The sequence below is a fragment of the Hyphomicrobium sp. 2TAF46 genome (assembly GCF_052114865.1).
Taxonomy (GTDB): domain Bacteria; phylum Pseudomonadota; class Alphaproteobacteria; order Rhizobiales; family Hyphomicrobiaceae; genus Hyphomicrobium_B.
Genome location: NZ_JBFRFO010000001.1, coordinates 183853 through 203094 on the forward strand (window position 1 = coordinate 183853; position 19242 = coordinate 203094).

Sequence of the window (19242 nt, forward strand, 5' to 3'; positions counted from 1 at the left end):
CGACAGGCCGCAGCGATGCTCTGCAAACATCCAACCCGCGACAGATCGAATCCAGCGCGATAGATTTCCCCAACCAGACTTTCTCGACGGATCAATCCGCAAGCGAAAGAGTATTCATGTCAAAAAGAGATCCGATGACCTGGATGTTGGCTGAAGCCGTCGAAACGTTGACGCGCGCCGAGCGTATGCATAGGCAGTTTTTTTCCCTACAGCGCCCGGAGGCCAAGAACGAGCCTGCTTGGGAACCTCCGGTCGATGTGCTGGAGACGGAAAGTGAAATTCTCGTTTTTGTGGCGCTTCCGGGCGTCGATCCGGAAATGGTCGAAGCCGCGATCGAGAACGGCGTCCTCATCGTTTCGGGCCGCCGTGTTGTGCCGCCGCAGCTTCGCAATGCCGTCATCCATCACCTCGAGCTGCCGCAGGGGCGCTTCGAGCGCCGAATTCAATTGCCGGCAGGACGATACGCCGTTCGCCAATTCGTAGCGAACGGTTGCCTGGTGTTCTCGCTGACCAAAGCTGGGTGAGGTAAAAGCAATGGCACTTGGTGACGCGAACTCCACGGATACGGAAAAGACAGCGCCCGAGACAGGCAACGCCACACGGAACGCCGATATTCCGCCGGATGCGCTGATTATTCTTCCCGTCCGCAAAGTCGTGCTCTTCCCGGGGCTCATCCTGCCGCTGACGATAGGCCGCGATAAATCAATCGCCGCGGCTCAGCAGGCCGTGCGCGAGCAGCGCCAGATCGGCGTCTTTCTGCAGCGCGACCCAGACAACAACGATCCCGGCCCCGGCGATATCTATCGCATAGGCACGCTGGCCAACATCATTCGCTACCTCGCGGCGCCCGACGGTACGCATCACGTCGTCGTGCAAGGCGTGCAGCGCATCCGCATCGATGATTTCCTCCCTGGCACGCCATTCCTGACGGCACGTGTCATCCACCTGCCTGAACCCGACACGCGCACCACCGAGATCGAAGCGCGTTTCCGAAATCTTCGAAATCAGGCGCTTGAGGCGGTGCAGCTGCTTCCGCAAGCTCCTCAGGAACTGATAGCAACGATCGAGAACGCGGCGTCTCCCGCAGCGCTCGCCGATCTCGCAGCCGGCTACATGGACATCACGCCTGAAGACAAACAGGCGATCCTCGAGACGGTAGATCTGACGACCCGCATCGACCGCGTTTCGAAATTGCTCGCCGAGCGCATCGAGGTCATGCGGATCGCGCAGGAGATCGGCCGTCAAACCAAAGCTGCGTTCGATGACCGTCAACGCGAAGCCGTGCTTCGCGAGCAATTGGCGGCGATCCAGCGTCAGCTCGGCGAAGGTGACGGCAAATCTCAGGAAGTCGCGGAGCTGAGCGAGGCCATTACCAAGGCGCAAATGCCGACCGAGGTCGAGCAGCACGCGCGGAAGGAACTCGCGCGCTATCAACGCTTGCCGGACGCCGCGGCAGAAACGGGCATGATCCGTACCTATCTCGACTGGTTGACGGAGCTCCCTTGGGCGTTGCCGGAAGAAAAGCCGATCGACATCGTCGCCGCCCGGCGCATTCTCGACGAAGACCATTTCGGCCTCGAAAAGATCAAGACGCGCATCATCGAATACCTCGCCGTGCGCAAGCTCGCGCCCCACGGCAAGGCACCCATTCTCTGCTTCGTAGGTCCCCCGGGCGTCGGCAAGACATCTCTCGGCCAATCGATCGCCCGCGCGATGCAACGGCCGTTCGTGCGCGTTAGCCTTGGTGGCGTTCACGACGAATCCGAAATTCGCGGCCATCGCCGCACTTACGTCGGCGCGCTTCCGGGCATCATCATTCAGGGGATCAAAAGGGCGGGCGCGCGCAATTGCGTCATGATGCTCGATGAAATCGACAAAATGGGCCGCGGCATTCACGGCGATCCCTCGGCCGCGATGCTCGAGGTTCTCGACCCCGAGCAGAACGGCACGTTTCGCGATAACTACCTCGGTGTCCCCTTCGATCTGAGCCGCGTGGTCTTCATCGCAACTTCGAACATGCTCGAAACCATACCGGGGCCGCTGCTCGACCGTATGGAGATCATCAGCCTTGCCGGATACACGGAAAGCGAAAAGTTGCAGATCGCGCGCCGTTATCTCGTCAAGCGGCAGCTCGAAGCGAACGGCCTGAAACCCGACGAGGTCACGATCGACGACGCGGCGTTGGGCACCATCATCCACGGTTACACGCGCGAGGCTGGCGTGCGCGCACTCGAGCGCGAAATCGGCAAGGTATTTCGCCACGCGGCCGTCAAGATCGCCGAAGACAGTACGGCGCGCGTCAGCATCGGCCCGAAAGATCTCACGGAAAGCCTCGGAGCGCCGCGCTTCGAGAATGAAGTCGCCATGCGCACCAGCGTACCGGGCGTCGCGACGGGTCTCGCGTGGACACCAGTCGGCGGCGACATCCTTTTCATCGAGGCGACGAAGTCCCCGGGCAAGGGCGGATTGATCCTGACCGGGCAGCTCGGCGACGTGATGCGCGAAAGCGCTCAAGCCGCCATGACGCTCGTCAAAAGCCGCGCGCAATCCCTAGGGATCGATCCGGCCGTATTCGAGAAAAGCGAGATCCACGTGCACGTTCCGGCTGGCGCCACACCGAAGGACGGCCCAAGCGCCGGCGTCGCGATGTTCATGGCGCTCGTCTCGCTCCTCACGAACCGCACCGTCCGAAGCGACACCGCCATGACAGGAGAGATCTCGCTCCGGGGCCTCGTTCTCCCGGTCGGCGGCATCAAGGAGAAAGTCGTCGCCGCGGCGGCCGCTGGTATAACGCGCGTCATGCTACCGGCGCGAAACCGGCGCGACTTTGACGACATTCCTCAAGACGCCCGCAATCGTCTCGAATTCATATGGCTGGAGCGCGTGGACGATGCGGTCGCTGGCGCGCTGGACCGCAAACCCGCCGATGCCGCGACGGATACGATCAACGCCTGATCCGTTCACGGAAATTCCCGACATTGCGTCGGCATTTATGGGAAGACGCGAGCTCTATTTCTGGAGCTTTATCGTCGCGCTACTGCTGTTCACGTTTGGCGCGGACGGAACAGCCTGATTGCGCGCTCGCAGATCGCACAACGAGCAACGACATTCTCGCCACGGGCGCAATCGTGGATACGGCAAACAATGTGTTAACGAAAATATTGCTAGATTGATTTAAGCACTGACCAATTCAGCTCTTCTTAAAGGATGCGGCGTAGAGAGAGCATAAGCGATTGCGGCGGTCATAACGGCGAAACAACAAGGTTTCAGTCGCCCGCCTGAGGGGACCGCGGCAATGAATGCATTCGTAAGTGGGGTTCAGTCCGCCTTTCAGGGAAATCTCTTAAAGCGAACGACGAATGCATCCCCGCAAACAAGCGAACCCTACACTTGGAATAAGGTGATCGTGCTCGACCTTCTCGAACGCTCGATCATCTTCACAATTTTCAGCTTGTTCGCCCTCCGCACGTACCACAAGCTGTCGGCCACTCAAGACCTGCGGTTTTATCTGCTGCTTCTATCCGAAATCGTGCCGATGGCATTCCTTCTTCTGCGGCGCCCATCGCCGACGCTCTCGGATCGCCCGTCGGATTGGCTGATCGGCGTGTCAGGCTCGATCGCTCCCTTGCTCATTACGCCGAGTCCAGCGCACCCTTGGGTCCCCTTTGTCGTATGCTATATCATCATCATAAGCGGCATCTGCGTGCAGCTATCAGCGAAGATCTTTCTTGGCCTGAGCTTCGGCATCATCGCCGCCAATCGCGGTGTCAAGCACGAGGGTCCTTACCGATTCATCAGGCATCCCATGTATGCAGGCTATACGATGGCACACATCGGGCTGTTGCTGGCCATGCCGGTCGCCATGAATGCCTTCTGGTACGGGATTGCATTTTTGCTGCAGATCGCGCGCATGAACCGCGAAGAACGCGTGCTGAAGCAATCTCAGGAATATCGCGATCTCATGAAGCGCGTCCCTTACCGGCTCGTCCCCGGCATCTACTGACGGCTCATGGCGTAGCTCTAGAAGGCAAAGTCTCGCCGGCCGACTTTCGCTTCCCCATGTAGGCGAGATAGCTGACGAGCGCATCGAGCTCCGCATTCGAAATTGCCGACTCGCTGAAACCTTCCATTTGCTGCTGTGGCCAGCTGCGCACAGCCTTAGGATTGCGGATAATGGCCCGCAGCCCGCGCTCGGTAATGTAGTCGAGAGCGCTCATCGGCCGGCCGAGATCAGGACCCATCTCGCCCTCTCCTGCGCCATCTATGCGGTGGCACGTCATGCAGTTCTTGATGAACACGGCTTGCCCCTTCCGCTCGGGCGCATCGTCCCCGAGAGATCGATCCACCGCCAGTTGCGGCCAGCGCCTGATTGGGTCGTCGACGCCCGAAAGCGACGCCACGGAAAACGGCCACAACTCGTTGCCGATGGCGGAGCGCTCAGCGCCTTCCCAGACCAGATAGAACGGACCTGCGCTGGCATCCCTGTCGGGAAGTTTTGGCCACGGCTTGGCCGGGTCTTCCACCGCGATCCATGCCACGGCGCCGCCCTCGGCCCCCTTTTTCACTAGATTACTTGCGATTTGCGACACGTACCCGTCGCTCGCGCGCGCTTCGATCGTATTGAAACCGTCTTTCAAAGCAGTACCGAGAAGCCCCAGCAGCGGCACGGCGCGATACTTCATTTCGCGGTGATAGGCGGAATCATTGGGAACGACCAGGTCGGTCGCGTCCGGCCGCGCTAGAAGCTCCTCCGCGGTAAGGCGGTGCGGCTTGCCGCCGAACGACAACGTCAGAACGCGCTCGGCGCCAAGACAATTTCCCGCGCTGAACGCCCAGAGAAGCAAAAGCGCCAGTACTCGTGCCATTCCATTTCCCCTGATGATAGTCGCCTGCCACAAGACGATCGCCCTCTCGAAAGACGCTGCGCAGCTCCACAACCCGCGGCGCGCCACGGCTCTGCTATTGCGCCTGCGGAATTCCCGACTTTTTCAGCAACGCGATCCTCTCCTCGACGAGGCTTTCGAGCTCCGGCAGAAGAACGACACTTTCCTGCTCGTTCGGGTCCGTGCGTGCAATGACGGCCGAAGCCGGTTTGTCGCTCACGTTGATTGGCAGATGCGGCACCCCCGCAGGAATGTAGACGAGATCGCCTGCCCGCGTTGGAATGCAGTTCTCGAGCCGATGCCCGAAAAGCGTCAGAACCTCGCCGTCCAGCATATAAATTGCGGTCTCATGATTTTCATGGAGGTGCGCCTTGGCGCGCGCACCGGCCGGGACGGTCAAGAGATGCATGCAGATGCCTTTCGAGCCGACAGTCTCCGAGGCGATCCCACAGAAATAAGTCAGACCCTGCTTCCCGTCATAGGTATCCGCCGCGCGAATGACCCGGCAGGTGAGGTCTGGCGAAGTAGTCATTTGAAATCACTCCTTCCCTATGGTCGTTGTTCGTGACAAAACCCGCTGCAGGGGTTTTGCGGATCAAATCGATCCCGCTGCAGCCATTCAAAAAGCTTGTTCGAGCTTAGCCAAGCGCCCTGTTTTATCTAAACAAGCTAGGCAACCAAAAATGACAAACAAGAAGCAAGATACCCTTCAGCCTGTTGACGACGCAGCGCGGCGCCTTGGCAAGACGCTCATGCGCATCGCCCGTTACGCTTCGCTGGCCACTATCGACCCGCTCGACGGTTCGCCGTCGGTCAGCCGGGTTAGCCTCGCGACAGCAATGGACGGTTCGCCGGTCTTCCTCATCTCAAGGCTCTCGAACCATTTCGCGAACCTCGAGGCCGACGCGAGGTGTTCGCTGCTTGTGGGCGAACCCGGAAAGGGCGACCCGCTTGCCTATTCGCGGATGACCCTGATCGGAACGGCGGAAAATCTTGGCGATAGTCCCACCCGCGCCCATGTGAAAAGCCGCTTTCTGAGACGCAATCCGAAAGCGGCATTATACGCCGACTTCCCGGATTTCGCCTTCTGGAAGTTTACGACAGCGCGCGCCTCGCTGAACGGGGGCTTCGGCAGAGCCTACGCAATAACGGCGGCCGACCTCGCCGTGCCAACCGGGGCGCTCGAATCCCTGTCTGAGTCTGAGGAAGGCGCCGTCGGGCATATGAACTCGGACCATGCCGACGCGGTCGGGCGCTACGCCGTGAAAGCGGGGGCGAACTCCGCCGAAGGCTGGCGTCTCGCCACCATCGACCCCGAGGGGCTGGATATGACGTCCGGTGATGAAGTCACCCGGCTGTGGTTCGATGCGCCGCTGAAGTCGGCACAAGACCTTCGGCCCGTCCTCGTCGCGCTCGCGAAGAAAGCCGACGCGTAACCGGACGCGTCGGAAGCTCGCCGGCCATCGGCAATGGCCTGCTCCAGGGCATAGGACGTACCAAGCTCGAGGTCGATGTAGGCGTTTTCCGCGTTTTCGATAAAGCGGCCTCGACCACAACTTTGAGGCGCGAATAATCTGCCTTTCGGCATATAGAACATATGATCAGTGAACCATGTGTACGCGACCAATTTCGCGTCACAAACAGCGCGTAGTCGGACCTTCTTTATTGTTAGTCATTTCAGGCGCGGACGTTCAGGAACATATCCACAAGGGATGCATCGGCCAATTTTCGGGCCGTTGACTGGGCCTCGGACGCCAAGTCAGAACGCCTTACTTTAGCTGTTCGAATCGTTCCATCTTTTCGTTGTGAAACTTAGTTTGAGATCAAATGAGTTCAGTCCAGAGATTAGAATCCAGTCGTCTGCGATTGTCGCTTCGCGAGAAGCTTCCCGGATACACTTGGATAAGATTGCTCGCACACCGGATTAAGAGCTCAAGACGCCTTCACACGCGATCGCTCTCAAACAAAAAAATTGCGAGCACCTGGAAGAAAGATCCAATCCTATCGCCTCCAACCGATGATTTCTTTGACATCATCGCGGGCCCGATCGGCGACGAAAACGGTCTCGGTCGTTCTGCGCGATACGATCTCGATTACCTGAATGCGAACGGCCCGCCGGCGACAATCGTCGATACGACAGAATCCAGTCCCGACGAGCTATTGCGGAAAATCCGAAGCGGGAGCTTGGCCCCGCCAAGGAGCCTGCTGCTTCTCGGCCAGCCCGATACCTATGCGCGAACACTTTCATACTTTCCTCCGGAATTCATCGCGCATAGCTGGAGGGTCGGCAATCTGGTCTGGGAAATGCCCTACTGCCCCAAGGAATGGAAATTCTTGGAAGCCGTGTTGCATAGCTTCAGAACACCCTCGCGATATTCGGCCACCGCCATCTGCAGCGGCTTGGGTCTGCAGTGCGAAGTCACGCCCCACAAAGTCAAGCTGACCGACCCCTCCGAGCTCTCTCGAGCACAGATGGGTCTTCGCAAGGATGCATTCGTCGGCCTCGCGATCATGGATTTGCGTTCATGCCCTGCGCGCAAAAATCCAATGGCCCACATCAACGCTTGGAAGTCGGCATTTGGCGACGATCCAAGCTTTCAGCTGCTGATCAAAGCGCAATTCACAAAAACAACTTTGCTCACGCGCGGCTCCATGCTGCGGCGGCTCGGAAGGAACATTCAGCTCATCGAAGGCCGCCTGACGGACGCAGACATCTCTGCTCTATTCCGAATGAGCGATGTCTATCTCTCGCTCCACCGCGCGGAAGGCTTCGGCCTCACGATCAAAGAGGCGCTGGAAGCCGGTGTGCCGACGATTGCAACGAACTGGTCGGCGCCCGCCGAATACATGAACGATTACGATCACGCCTTTCCGCTCCCCTACCGGATGACGCCATACCGCGACATGCTTCGCCACTACCGGTCTGAGGGGCTCTACTGGGCGGAAGCGGACTTCGTTGCGGCTGCCGTCATATTGAAGACACTAGCCCAAGCGAACAACCGCGCAAATTGAAGAACGACGGATACAGACTATTTTGGAGTTCGTCTTCTTACCGTTGATATTTTGGGGACTATTTCATGAAAACAGCTTTTATAACCGGCATCACCGGTCAGGACGGTGCATACCTCGCAAAATTTTTGCTGGAGAAGGGCTACGCTGTCCACGGCGGCGTGCGGAGAACCGCCAGCATGAACCGTGGCCGCCTTGCCGAACTCGGCATTGAAAACGAGATACAATACCACGACTTCGACCTGCTTGAGCTTTCCAACATCGTGTCCGTCATCGACGAAATAAAGCCCGATGAAATTTACAATCTGGCGGCGCAAAGCTTTGTCGCGGCCTCATTCCGGCAGCCTCTCCTCACCTCCGAGCTCGATGCGCTCGGTGTCCTGCGCATCCTCGAAGCCTTGCGAATGACCGGCTCGCAAGCCAGGTTTTATCAGGCATCGACATCCGAGATGTTTGGAAAAATCCAGGATCAAATCCAATCGGAAATGACGCCGCTCTACCCTCGCAGCCCCTATGGCGTTGCGAAGCTGTTCGCACATTGGATTACGGTCAACTACCGCGAGGCCCACAACATCTTTGCCGCGAGCGGCATTCTCTTCAATCACGAATCCCCCTTGCGTGGACAGGAATTCGTTACACGTAAGATCACGCTCACGCTGGCCAAGATCAAGCATCGTAACGCAAACATACTCGAACTTGGAAACCTGAATGCCGCGCGCGACTGGGGTTTTGCCGGCGATTTCGTGCAAGGCATGTGGAAGATGCTTCAACACAAGGTCGCCGATACCTACGTTCTCGCGACAGGCCGAACCAATTCCGTTCGCGATTTCGTAACCCACGCTGCGGACGCATTGGGCTTCAGGCTCGCATGGGAAGGCGACGGCGTAAACGAGACGGCACGCGATCGCAGCACGAACAGGATCGTGGTCCGCGTCAATCCTGCATTCTTCCGAGCTTCTGAAGTCGACACCTTGATCGGCTGTCCAGCGAAGGCCGAGAGAGATTTGGATTGGAAGCCGAAGGCGACCTTTGAAGAGCTGGTCGAGGGCATGGCCTCCGCCGACAATGATCGCGTCTCCCGCGGGTGCGTTCTGTTCTGAGCCGCAGGCTGAATTGCTCGCGCGGTCCTGTCCGATGCTCGCGGCTGAGCGCACGGCATCAAGCCGCCGCTGCCTCCGCCTCGAGTTCGTTCGCCAGAACCTCGCGTATCGACTCCGCGTCTTGATCGGGCTTCAGATCCAGAACAATGTCATCGACGCATCCATGACGAACCATGTTGTTCAGAACGAAAAGACGAGCATCCAGTGCCGATAATACGCCGTCTTCATCGATCTCGAAGACATCGAACAATTTCCAAATTGTCTCAGCAAAGGACAGGGGACTTCGCCTTGCGGCGAACGCGATCGCAACGGAATTGAACTCCATGAAGATCACAGGACGATCGCGGGCCAGAGTCGCGGCGGCGCCGGCGAGAACGTGGGCTTCATAGCCTCCCACGTTCAAGTTGACGAAATCTATCGGCGAACTGATCGCTGCCGACCAGTTATCGATCGTCTCCATCGCAACGCGCGCATCGTCGGCGGATAATGGCTGCCAACTGTGATCTCTCACAATCGCCGAGTTCGTGGCACAGGTCGCACCCAAAGCACGCTCCACGACCGTCGTATTCGACAGAGCGTTGGACATCATGTTCCCGCGCAAATGCAGCGCGCGCTTGGGGGAAGGCTCGAAAGCATAGATGTGCCCTTTCGGACAGGCGAGCGCCAAGGCCGCCGTCGTAAGCCCGATACGCGCGCCGACGTCCAAACATGTGCTCGTTGGATGCAGATGCCGCGCTGCAAATCTCAGCAGATTTCGCTCGCCGACACCTTGTGAAAATTCCGAAAGGTTCTGGAAATAATAGTCGCCTTCCTCGCCTTCAAATTCCAACGGGCGTCCGGCCAGGACGATGCGTTGTTTCATAAAAAATCCGCTACAGAAAAATTTGAGAAATACTCTGTCGTTTGAAAATGAAATTCGCGCCATCACAGTATGCACATCGCAAGCAAACCACTGAATTAACATCGACAGGCAAAACTGAAGCACCGCGACATTTTCCTCGACTAATGCCTCATCTGGACATTTCGACGAGAGCTTACGTCAATATGTCGATGATTAAGCTTGGGGAGATCTGGCCATTCGATATTGCGCGACGCGGCCGCCGAGTTATTATTCCGACTCAGTGGGCGTATTTTGACTGGCCGATATTCCATTTATTTTCACATACTGAATTCTGACTTTCTCATCTATTTCGGGAAAACGGACATGCGTTATATTGCAACGCCTATCCTATTTTTGCTTTCTTTCAGCCCGGCCTTTGCGGACGCAGCCCATGACTGCGAGTCAGGGCCAACACCAGACTCGCACATTACGGGCTGCTCGATCCTGATCGAATCGCCATCCAACAACTCCAGAAACCTCGCCATCTACTATGGAAACCGCGCTCTTGCTTACTTCGCCAAACGCGATTTCGAGCACGCAATAGCGGACTTTTCGAGCGCCGCTAAGCTCATCCCCGATCCCTATTATTATGTCGGCCGCGGCATTGTATACGCGGCACTCGGCGATTGCGACCGCGCCATAGACGATTACGACGAAGCTATAAAATTGGAGCCTTATTATCCGAGGGTGTACAATAACCGGGGAAATTGTCTGCGCAAAAAAGGTGACCTGGATGCCGCCATATCAGATTATTCTCGGGAAATAAAAATCAATCCGCACGAGCCGGTCGTCTATTTCAATCGCGGCGTAGCATTGAAGATGCAGGGCAGGTTCAGCGGCGCCATAGATGATTTCAGCACGGCCGTCGCCATCAATCCAAAATACGCATTGGCATACTTCGTTCGCGCCGACACATATATCGACGAAGGCGACCTGGACTCGGCCGACCGCGATTTCAAAACCGCGTCTATGCTCGATCCGAGTTTGGATCGCAAGAGCACGCACTTGGAGGTGCCACCCATCAATTGATGGGTGGCAAACCTTCACGGCGCTACGCTGGAGCCAAGGAACGCATTACCTATCACGCACATCGAGGCGCTCCGGATTGATGACCGGCTTGCTTAGATTGATGCGCTGGCAGATCGCATCGTAAAGCGCCTCGATGCGAGCTTCGTAATAGATAACGACGGCTTGCCGGTCCTCGCTCGCGCGCAACGCGTTGAGCTCTCCCTCCAGCCGCTCGATTCTCTTGAGCAGATATCGCGTGCCAAAAAATGGAATCCAGTATTTGAGATTCCGTCGTTGAAACTTCAACGCCATCTCATGCTCCCCCTAAAATATAAGAGATCGCTTCGGCTACCGAGTACTTCCCCGGCAACGCATATCTCTGTTCCGTCCAGCTCCGGCTGACTGTGTCCGGCAATCGCCACCTTTGATACTCTGCCATGATCGCTGCGGATATTTCGCCAATCTCCCTCGAGGGGTCGAGGCTGATGAAGTAATCCGCCTCCTCCTCTCGAAACGCCTGATAGGAAGACATCGCGACTCTCACACCCGTGTCGCGAGCGAGGTTGACTGTTCCGCTGGTTTCTCCGCACGAGGGAAAGCGAAGGTTGCATAGAAGAGAAACCGACTCCATCTCACGCCCGAAGGCCTCGTCAGATAGTCCGCTGAGATGAATGCAATTGCGCTCCACGCCGTAGACTTTCGCCCAATACAGAGGATCCAAGGTCTTATCGGCCAGCGAGCCTGCAAACTTCAGCTCGACATCGGACCGCGCCTCCTCGGGCAACGCCCAAAGAAACTTGGCGAAACCCTTGATGACCTGAAGCGGCCGCTTGGATAGAGCGATCCACCCGAAACAACCGACCGTAAACTTGCCCGGCCTGCCGCGCACGCGCTCGATCACGCTCTGATAGCGCGGGAATTGCATCACGATGATCTCCGGCAACGCGGCGCCATGTGAACTTTCAAGACTGAGCTTTAGCCCCGCGTAATAGCTATGGACGATGATCGCGTCGGAAAGACTGAGAATTTTCGACTGCGCGACGAGATTGCAACTCACAATTTGCGGCAAGCGCCGATCAGAAAATCTCGCCAGGATCCACTCCTGCAGCTTCGGCATTTCGTACTTTATATGCTCGGCCAATCCAGCCGTATCGACGCTTCTTCCACTCCTCGAATGCATGTTGGAGACGGCCTGAAAACATTGTGGATCATGAATAACGCTGATGAGCTTCTTTCGTCTGTCGGCCGTTGCAGCGATCGCGTAGGCGAAGCGATGAAATCGATTGTTCGCGAAAAACGCGATCACGACATCGTCGGGATCGGGATCGTAGTCCTCTACCGCGACAACGGGCATTCCCATGTAGTGAGGATCGAAGCGTCCGAACTCCGCTGTCGTCACGATCAATACGTCTTGCGAGCGGAGAACCGACAGACCAGCGGCTATGAACAGCCCGAGATACGGCGCCGTTCCGGTATTCATTGGCGGCACCGGCGAAGCTAATACTATACGCCCCATAAAATTCCTCTGCCGGAAAACAGTGCCTCGGCGACGAACGCCCCGAGCAAAAGTAGCTTAGATCATTGGATGTCCTCAACGAAGTACATCGATATAGATATCCCGTGAGAACGTAGTTCTTGGTTCCGCCGCCGCCTTCGTCGGAAGAGGCACCGCAGCACAAGTTACAATTTTTCTGGAAGAGATAGCCGCGTCGGATATTCGGGGGATGACGCAAGCTGTCTTATTGAAGAAAATCGAACAATACAGTTCTCAAAATCACTGCAGCTCGAGAAGGCGGCCCCGAATTTCGGCGAGGCCGCCCGATCGTCACCCGCTCAAATCCGGTGACCGCAGTTCAACCAACCGAACATTCGATCACCGAGCCTCTGCGTCTTGTAGAAGGCGGCATCCGCAAGGGCTGTAGTGCGGTCGAAGACGCTGTGGATACCCGTCCCAACCCCATCCAAGCCGAGGCAATGCGCCTCCGATGCAGCGGGCGCAGCTATTGTGGCAACGCCGATCATGACTGCTAATATGAGATGCTTTGACATGCATAAAACTCCTTTAGACACGCAGTAATTCAGCGAGACTAAGCCGCAGTTTTCAAACGACGAGCGCTGTCGATCATTTTGGTTAGTTGTAAATTAAGTCTGAGAATGAGCATTAAAGACGCTGAAACCTGGAGGCACTGTGAACGTTGAGCGATCAAACCGCGGAGCGTGTTCATGATCCTCTATTACTCACCCGGAGCCTGCAGTCTCGCCAGTCACATTGCGTTGGAAGAAGCCGGCAGGAAGTTCAAGCTGGCAAAGGTTGATCTCAAGACGCATAAGCTCGAAGAGGGCCGATCGTATTTGGACATCAATCCGAAGGGCTATGTACCGGCACTTCAATTCGACGATGGCCAAGTCCTGACGGAAAACATCGCCATTCTCAGTTTTATCGCCGGCAATTACCCGGGGCTCATGGCTCCGGGTCAATTCGGTCAGTATAGACTTCTCGAGATGCTCGCATTTATCTCAAGCGAAATTCACAAGGCTTTCGCGCCGATATTCCGTGCCTCGGCGACAGACGCTGACAAAACCGCCGCCGTCGCAAAAATCCGCGAGAGGTTCAAAGAGATCGCCGCGCAAACGAAGGGCCCGTATCTTTTCGGCGAACACGCGACCGTCGCCGATTTTTTTCTCTTCGTGATGTTGCTCTGGGCCACGAAGAGCAAGATCGATTTTCCGAAACCGTTGAAGACCCTCTTCGAGCACGTGCGAGCCCGCCCCACGGTAGACGTTGTGATGAAGCAGGAGGGCTTGGCGTGATGGCCGTCTAACTGCCCCTTCGACGATGGCGTTCTCAAAATCTCACAAACCGTCCAAAGCGTGACCCACCTGCTACATTCACAGGTAGCATTTCGGGTTAGCATCACAACGTGCATTGCGTTCTTTTGAGAATGGAATCTCGGAATGCGCAATCGCAAATTTCTAATTTTGGGAATGGCGTCAGGAGCTTGGTTTTTCGCTCACGCTTCCTCGGCAACCGGTGCCGAATATGGATTTTCCTCCTACGGTCTCGGCAGCTCTGCCTTTAGCGCGGGTGTAACCCCTCCGCCCGGCACGTACATCACGTTCGTTAGCGGCTACTATCAGGCCAAGATCAGCGGCGAGATTCCCTTTGGGGGCGTCACGTTGAATGCCGGCGCCAAACTCGATTTCTTCCAGTCCGCAATAAATGGCCTCTACGTCCGCGAACAAAAGCTGCTCGGCGGACATCTTGGTCTTTCCGTCACCGTGGCCAGTCGGACACGTCGATCTAAAGGCGAGCGTCACCGGGCCGTTGGGAAACACCTTTGAAGACAGTGTTTCCGGTGGCGGACTCGGAGATATCACAACGCGCGCGCAGCTCGGCTGGCAGGAAGGCGAGTTCGCACACACGGCCTACGTGCAGGTCGTAGCCCCTTCAGGCCGCTATTCCGTAGGGTTCGAGCCGATTATCGGTCTGCACCGGCCGGGCATCGATACAGGCTGGGCGTTTACCTGGACAGACAAGAGCTCAAAGCTCCAGTTCAACGGCACGGCCGGCTTCACTTTCAACTTCAACAACGACGCTACGAATTATCAAAGCGGCACGGACTTTCATTTTGAATGGGCGGTCGGCCGCGAAATTTACAAGGGCCTTGTCTTCGGAGTCGTCGGCTATGACTACCGTCAGCTGACAGGGGACTCAGGTCCCGGAGCGGTCTTCGGATCGTTCGAGGGAAGCGTCGACGCGATTGGTCCGGGTTTGACTTATACGCCTCTGGTCGGCAAGACACCGCTCATCCTCAATGCGCGATATTATCAGGAATTCAACACCGAGCACCGGTGGGAAGGCAATATGACGATCGTCTCGGGAACCATTCGATACTAGAGGGCGAAAGGCTCGAATAGAAGTCTGCAGCGATACACGCTCGAAAGTCATTCTTTCATCGACTGTTTACTGATTAACCCGAGCTGTCGCATCGCAACGACATATTTGATTGACTGACATTCGCCGCAGGCGGACTGTGATATCGGACGGGTTTGGGCAACTACGTAGTCGGCTGCGAGGACGGCAATGCAGTTGCTTGGCCCGATCTCATATACGAGATCACCTTGGCATTCTTTTCTGATTAGTGCGCGCCAGGTGTTGACGGTATCGTCGCGCGGCGTTCGGCGTCGAAATCCGCGCAGAACCTCAGCTCAACCACATTACATTTCTGCAGGCGAAGCGGCTCACGATCGCGCGGGAGGCGTCCCGTGACACTTGTCCGTGAAAAGTCCGATTCCACCATTCGGGAAAAGCAATTCGAAAAGCAATCTCCGCATTCCGGAATGATCCTTATTCCGAGCGGCACGTTCAAAATGGGATCTGACCATCATTACGCGGAGGAATCCCCGGTTCATCGGGTATCCGTCGACGATTTCTGGATCGACGAAACGCCAGTAACCAATGCGCAATTTCGGAAGTTCGTCGATGCGACGGGATATCGGACGTTTGCCGAGATCGCGCCGAAAGCGGAAGACTATCCCGGCGCTCTTCCGCACATGCTGAAGGCAGGTTCGCTCGTATTCAATCCTCCGAGAAACCCCGTCGGCCTCGCCGATTGGAGCCAGTGGTGGGAATTTCGCTTCGGCGCGAACTGGCGTCATCCCTATGGCAAGGGCTCCTGGATCAAAAGCCTCGACGATCATCCGGTCGTCCACGTCGCCTACCAAGACGCTGAGGCCTACGCGCGATGGGCCGGTAAGGACCTGCCGACGGAAGCCGAGTGGGAATTCGCCGCGCGCGGAGGCCTCGAAGGGGCCGAGTTCGCTTGGGGCGATGAGCTAACGCCCGGCGGACAGCACATGGCCAACACATGGCAAGGCAATTTTCCGCAGGAGAACCTGAAGCTGGACGGCTTTGAACGAACGTCTCCCGTCAAAGCTTTTCCCGCCAACGGCTACGGTCTTTACGATATGATCGGCAACGTCTGGGAATGGACGTCCGACTGGTATGCCCCGAAACATCCGGCCGATGCCCCGAAGGCTTGCTGCATCCCGGAAAACCCTCGCGGGCCGCGTGAGGACCAGAGTTACGATCCTCGCCTGCCCAACATCAAAATTGCGCGCAAAGTCCTGAAGGGCGGCTCGCACCTATGCGCGCCGAACTACTGCCGCCGCTACCGCCCCGCCGCTCGCCACCCGGAACCCGTCGATACATCCACAAGCCACGTCGGGTTTCGCTGCGTTCTCCGCAAATAGAAAAACAATCGACACCGCGAAGGAGTGGAAAATGAAAACGGTGACACCGTCCCTTATCGCAGCCTTCACAGTTCTTCTCGCCGGAATGGCTTGCGTGACGACGCAAGCCGATGCGCGGAGGTTCGCAGGTCCACACGCCAGAGCCCACATCGCGGCCAACAACGTGAGATTCAATCACAGAGCCAGGGTAGCAAACCGCGTCTACAGGCGAGATTATCGCCGCGGCCGCTGGGTCAATGGAGTCTGGGTGGCCGGAGCCGTCGCAACCGGTGTCGCGGTCGGCGCGGCCGCCGCCTCGGACACCTGCGCCTACTACTGGAACAGATGGAAATCGACCGGAAGCGCCTATTGGCGCGACAGGTACTACGGCAACTGCGGCTGACATCCGCGAGCGTCAACCGGCTTTCGGCCGCGTGTCTCAGGCGCGCGGCTCCTACCGACGGGAAAACGACGAGGGTCATCGGGGAGAATATTCGAATGAAAGGATAATGTCTGATGGGTACCGTCGCAAATGATGCTCAATCGCAGTCCTCACTCGATCGGAGAAATTTGCTGACGAGCGGCGCGTCGCTGCTCGCTCTATCCGCCGCGCTGAGCACGCGCGCCGAAGCCCAGGAGCAGCCCGGCGCACCTTCGCCGACTTCATTGTCCGGCAGCAAACCAAACATTCTCGTACTCTGGGGCGACGACATCGGTATCGCCAATCTCAGCGCCTATTCCAACGGCCTGATGGGTTACGAGACCCCGAACATCGATCGGATCGCCAAAGAAGGCCTCAAGCTCCAGCATTACTACGGCGAACAATCCTGCACGGCGGGCCGCTCGGCATTTCTCACCGGTCAGCACATCATGCGGAGCGGCTTGAGCAAGGTCGGGTTCCCCGGCGCGCCCATGGGCATGAGCCAGCTCGATCCCTCTGTCGGAGGCCTCCTCAAGAATCTCGGCTATGCCACCGGACAATTCGGCAAGAACCATGTCGGCGATCGCAACCCATCGCTACCGACCGTCAACGGCTTCGACGAATTCTTCGGCAACCTCTACCATCTCAACGCCGAGGAAGAACCCGAACTGCCCGACTATCCGAAGGACCCGGCCTATCGCGCCAAGTTCGGGCCGCGCGGGGTTCTAAAATGCAAGGCGACGGATGTTGACGACCCGACCGTCGATCCGCGTTTTGGCAAAGTCGGCAAGCAGATAATTGAAGATACCGGCGCTCTGACCAAGAAGCGCATGGAAACGATCGACGACGAGACCTCGAGCGCCGCGATCGATTTCATCAAGCGCCAACACGCGGCGGGTAAGCCCTTCTTCGTCTGGTTCAACTCGACGCGCATGCATCTGCGAACACACGTTCGCCCCAGCCATCGCGGGCGTTATCAGCACGGCGACAGCGAGTACATCGACGGCATGATGGAGCACGACGACACCATCGGAAGCCTGCTCAAAGCACTCGACGATTTTGGTATAACCGGCAACACGCTCGTCGTCTACTCGAGCGACAACGGCCCACACATGAACACATGGCCGGACGGCGCCATGACGTGGTTCCGCTCGGAAAAGAACACGAACTGGGAAGGCGCATTCCGCGTGCCCTGTCTCGTTCGCTGGCCCGGACACATCAAGCCCGGAACCGTGACCAACGAGCTCATGAGTCACAACGATTGGATACCGACACTTTGTTCGATTGCCGGAGAACCTGATATCGTCGGGAAACTCAAAGCCGGCTACACCGCCAACGGCATAAATTACAAAGTGCACCTCGACGGCTACGACCAGTCGGCGTTCTTACAAAACGTCAGCGGTAGCGCCGCGAACAACAACGGCGTGAAAAGCGCGCGCAACAGCTTCTTTTATTCCAACGATGATGGGCTGCTCGTGTCATTCCGGCAAGGCGATTACAAGTATGTCTTCTCGGAGCAAAGGTCGCCGGGTACCATGGAAGTTTGGGCGGAACCTTTCACCACGCTTCGTCTGCAGAAAATCTTCAACCTCTTCCAGGATCCGTTCGAGCGCGCGGATATAACGTCGAATACCTTCTGGGACTGGCAGATGAACCACGTCGGATCGATGTACGGCGTTATGGACGACGTGTTTCAGTTCGCGTCGACGTTCAAGGACTTTCCACCTCGCTCGTTCCCGCCGAGTTTCAATCCGGCGAACATTCTTTCCGAGGAAATGGACGACATCAAACGGAAGGAGGCCTTCAAGAAAAACTTGGACCTCGACCGAATTCGCGGCAAATTGAATCAGATGATTGACGAGCACATGCTGGAGCGCGTGCCGCAATAGTCCCGATGCGAACGCCCCCAGTTCCCGTCATTTCCCGACGGGGACGGCCACACACCGAAACAGTGTTATGAATTTTTCCTGTGATATTGCTTCGAGCAGCGCAACAAGGGCTTCTATAATGTGGAGTACGTATTCACCGCGGCATCGAGATCGGTAAAAACTTTCCCCTTGCCGTCTTTCATAACCAGCGCCGCGGTACAGCGCTCACGCACGATCACCCCGTCATGAATTGCCAGGATCATGGCGCGATCGGCGCGCTTCTCAAATATCTCTCGATGACACTTCTCCTGGAAGCGATGATCGCCGACAAGAATGACCTCGTCGATCAGAAAACATTCGAAATCGATTGCCAGTGACAACGCGAATGCCAAGCGCATCCGCATTCCGCTTGAGTAATATTTGAAGGGCGTATGAAGCTGCCGTCCGATCTCAGAGAAATCACTGACGAACTCATACGTCTCTTTGAACGGAACATCATAAATTCGCGCGATAAAGCGAACATTGTCGAACCCTGTGAGTTCGCCTTGAAAGCCGCCAGACAACGCGAGCGGCCAGGACATCGTGAGCCCGCGCTCGATCGTACCGCTGGTCGCAACCTGAACGCCCGACAAAATTTGAATGAGCGTCGACTTTCCGGCGCCATTTCTCCCGAGAACGGCAAGGCGCTCTCCTCGACCCACGCGAAACGAAATGCCGTTCAGGACGCGCCGGACGCCGATTTCCGTATCAAATTCCTTTACGAGATCGCGAACAATGATCGCGTCGTCATTTGGCGCCAAAATTGTTGATTGCATCCCGGTCATGTATTTCCCGCGAAACC

General features: G+C 57.1%; 20 protein-coding genes. 13 read left to right on the forward strand and 7 right to left on the reverse strand.

Translation table 11 applies throughout. The features are described 5' to 3' along the window. Window positions 1-116: 116 nt before the first annotated feature. From AB4Z24_RS00845 to AB4Z24_RS00855, 3 genes are all read left to right on the forward strand, one after another. On the forward strand, window positions 117-524 hold the full coding sequence (locus AB4Z24_RS00845) for an Hsp20/alpha crystallin family protein (RefSeq protein WP_441705145.1): 408 nt from the start codon (window positions 117-119) through the stop codon (window positions 522-524). A 10-nt stretch (window positions 525-534) separates the two neighbouring features. Further along, window positions 535-2955, forward strand: a complete 2421-nt coding sequence (gene lon / locus AB4Z24_RS00850) for an endopeptidase La (RefSeq protein WP_441705146.1) — start codon at window positions 535-537, stop codon at window positions 2953-2955. Between the two features lie 340 nt (window positions 2956-3295). Continuing rightward, window positions 3296-4003 carry a methyltransferase family protein gene (locus AB4Z24_RS00855; RefSeq protein ID WP_441705148.1) on the forward strand — a complete coding sequence of 236 codons (708 nt, stop codon included), beginning with the start codon at window positions 3296-3298 and terminating at the stop codon, window positions 4001-4003. A gap of 4 nt (window positions 4004-4007) precedes the next feature. Here the strand turns inward: AB4Z24_RS00855 and AB4Z24_RS00860 are convergent, their stop codons facing one another. Both AB4Z24_RS00860 and AB4Z24_RS00865 read right to left on the reverse strand, forming a co-directional pair. Continuing rightward, the gene (locus AB4Z24_RS00860; protein WP_441705150.1) at window positions 4008-4865 is read right to left on the reverse strand and encodes a c-type cytochrome; all 858 of its coding nucleotides are present in this window, start codon (window positions 4863-4865) and stop codon (window positions 4008-4010) included. Between the two features lie 94 nt (window positions 4866-4959). Beyond that, window positions 4960-5415 (reverse strand): cupin domain-containing protein, encoded by a 456-nt coding sequence (locus AB4Z24_RS00865; RefSeq protein ID WP_441705152.1) that lies wholly within the window; start codon window positions 5413-5415, stop codon window positions 4960-4962. Between the two features lie 151 nt (window positions 5416-5566). Here AB4Z24_RS00865 and AB4Z24_RS00870 point away from each other — a divergent pair, with 151 nt between their 5' ends. The 3 genes from AB4Z24_RS00870 to gmd all read left to right on the forward strand — a co-directional run bounded on the left by AB4Z24_RS00870 (window position 5567) and on the right by gmd (window position 8992). Further along, complete coding sequence (locus AB4Z24_RS00870; RefSeq protein ID WP_441705154.1) at window positions 5567-6319, forward strand: HugZ family pyridoxamine 5'-phosphate oxidase; 753 nt, start codon at window positions 5567-5569, stop codon at window positions 6317-6319. Between the two features lie 748 nt (window positions 6320-7067). Beyond that, on the forward strand, window positions 7068-7895 hold the full coding sequence (locus AB4Z24_RS00875) for a glycosyltransferase (RefSeq protein WP_441705155.1): 828 nt from the start codon (window positions 7068-7070) through the stop codon (window positions 7893-7895). Window positions 7896-7960: 65 nt separating this feature from the next. Continuing rightward, window positions 7961-8992, forward strand: coding sequence for a GDP-mannose 4,6-dehydratase (gene gmd / locus AB4Z24_RS00880; protein WP_441705157.1), 1032 nt, complete (start codon window positions 7961-7963; stop codon window positions 8990-8992). 58 nt (window positions 8993-9050) lie between these two features. Here gmd and AB4Z24_RS00885 read toward each other — a convergent pair whose 3' ends face one another. After that, window positions 9051-9854, reverse strand: a complete 804-nt coding sequence (locus tag AB4Z24_RS00885) for an FkbM family methyltransferase (RefSeq protein ID WP_441705159.1) — start codon at window positions 9852-9854, stop codon at window positions 9051-9053. Between the two features lie 222 nt (window positions 9855-10076). On the opposite strand from AB4Z24_RS00885, the gene AB4Z24_RS00890 reads away from it, so the two are divergent. Next, on the forward strand, window positions 10077-10901 hold the full coding sequence (locus tag AB4Z24_RS00890; protein ID WP_441705161.1) for a tetratricopeptide repeat protein: 825 nt from the start codon (window positions 10077-10079) through the stop codon (window positions 10899-10901). Window positions 10902-10946: 45 nt separating this feature from the next. Here AB4Z24_RS00890 and AB4Z24_RS00895 read toward each other — a convergent pair whose 3' ends face one another. From AB4Z24_RS00895 to AB4Z24_RS00905, 3 genes are all read right to left on the reverse strand, one after another. Continuing rightward, window positions 10947-11192: a hypothetical protein gene (locus tag AB4Z24_RS00895; RefSeq protein ID WP_441705163.1), complete on the reverse strand. Its 246-nt coding sequence runs from the start codon at window positions 11190-11192 to the stop codon at window positions 10947-10949. A 1-nt stretch (window position 11193) separates the two neighbouring features. Further along, window positions 11194-12360, reverse strand: a complete 1167-nt coding sequence (locus AB4Z24_RS00900; protein WP_441705164.1) for a hypothetical protein — start codon at window positions 12358-12360, stop codon at window positions 11194-11196. A 353-nt stretch (window positions 12361-12713) separates the two neighbouring features. After that, a complete protein-coding gene (locus AB4Z24_RS00905) occupies window positions 12714-12929 on the reverse strand; it encodes a hypothetical protein (RefSeq protein WP_441705166.1) in 216 nt (71 codons plus the stop codon). 174 nt (window positions 12930-13103) lie between these two features. On the opposite strand from AB4Z24_RS00905, the gene AB4Z24_RS00910 reads away from it, so the two are divergent. The 6 genes from AB4Z24_RS00910 to AB4Z24_RS00935 all read left to right on the forward strand — a co-directional run bounded on the left by AB4Z24_RS00910 (window position 13104) and on the right by AB4Z24_RS00935 (window position 18422). Beyond that, window positions 13104-13691: a glutathione binding-like protein gene (locus AB4Z24_RS00910; protein ID WP_441705168.1), complete on the forward strand. Its 588-nt coding sequence runs from the start codon at window positions 13104-13106 to the stop codon at window positions 13689-13691. Window positions 13692-13835: 144 nt separating this feature from the next. Beyond that, window positions 13836-14222 carry a hypothetical protein gene (locus AB4Z24_RS00915; protein WP_441705169.1) on the forward strand — a complete coding sequence of 129 codons (387 nt, stop codon included), beginning with the start codon at window positions 13836-13838 and terminating at the stop codon, window positions 14220-14222. Continuing rightward, on the forward strand, window positions 14206-14778 hold the full coding sequence (locus AB4Z24_RS00920) for a SphA family protein (RefSeq protein ID WP_441705171.1): 573 nt from the start codon (window positions 14206-14208) through the stop codon (window positions 14776-14778). Before AB4Z24_RS00915 ends, AB4Z24_RS00920 begins: the two co-directional genes overlap by 17 nt. A 443-nt stretch (window positions 14779-15221) precedes the next feature. Continuing rightward, window positions 15222-16133, forward strand: a complete 912-nt coding sequence (locus tag AB4Z24_RS00925; RefSeq protein ID WP_441706037.1) for a formylglycine-generating enzyme family protein — start codon at window positions 15222-15224, stop codon at window positions 16131-16133. 31 nt (window positions 16134-16164) lie between these two features. Continuing rightward, entirely contained in the window at window positions 16165-16515 is a 351-nt protein-coding gene (locus AB4Z24_RS00930) for a hypothetical protein (RefSeq protein WP_441705172.1), read from the forward strand. A 113-nt stretch (window positions 16516-16628) separates the two neighbouring features. Further along, on the forward strand, window positions 16629-18422 hold the full coding sequence (locus AB4Z24_RS00935; protein WP_441705174.1) for an arylsulfatase: 1794 nt from the start codon (window positions 16629-16631) through the stop codon (window positions 18420-18422). A gap of 113 nt (window positions 18423-18535) precedes the next feature. On the opposite strand, the gene AB4Z24_RS00940 is transcribed toward AB4Z24_RS00935, so the two are convergent. Further along, window positions 18536-19225, reverse strand: coding sequence for an ABC transporter ATP-binding protein (locus tag AB4Z24_RS00940; protein ID WP_441705176.1), 690 nt, complete (start codon window positions 19223-19225; stop codon window positions 18536-18538). Window positions 19226-19242: the final 17 nt, after the last annotated feature.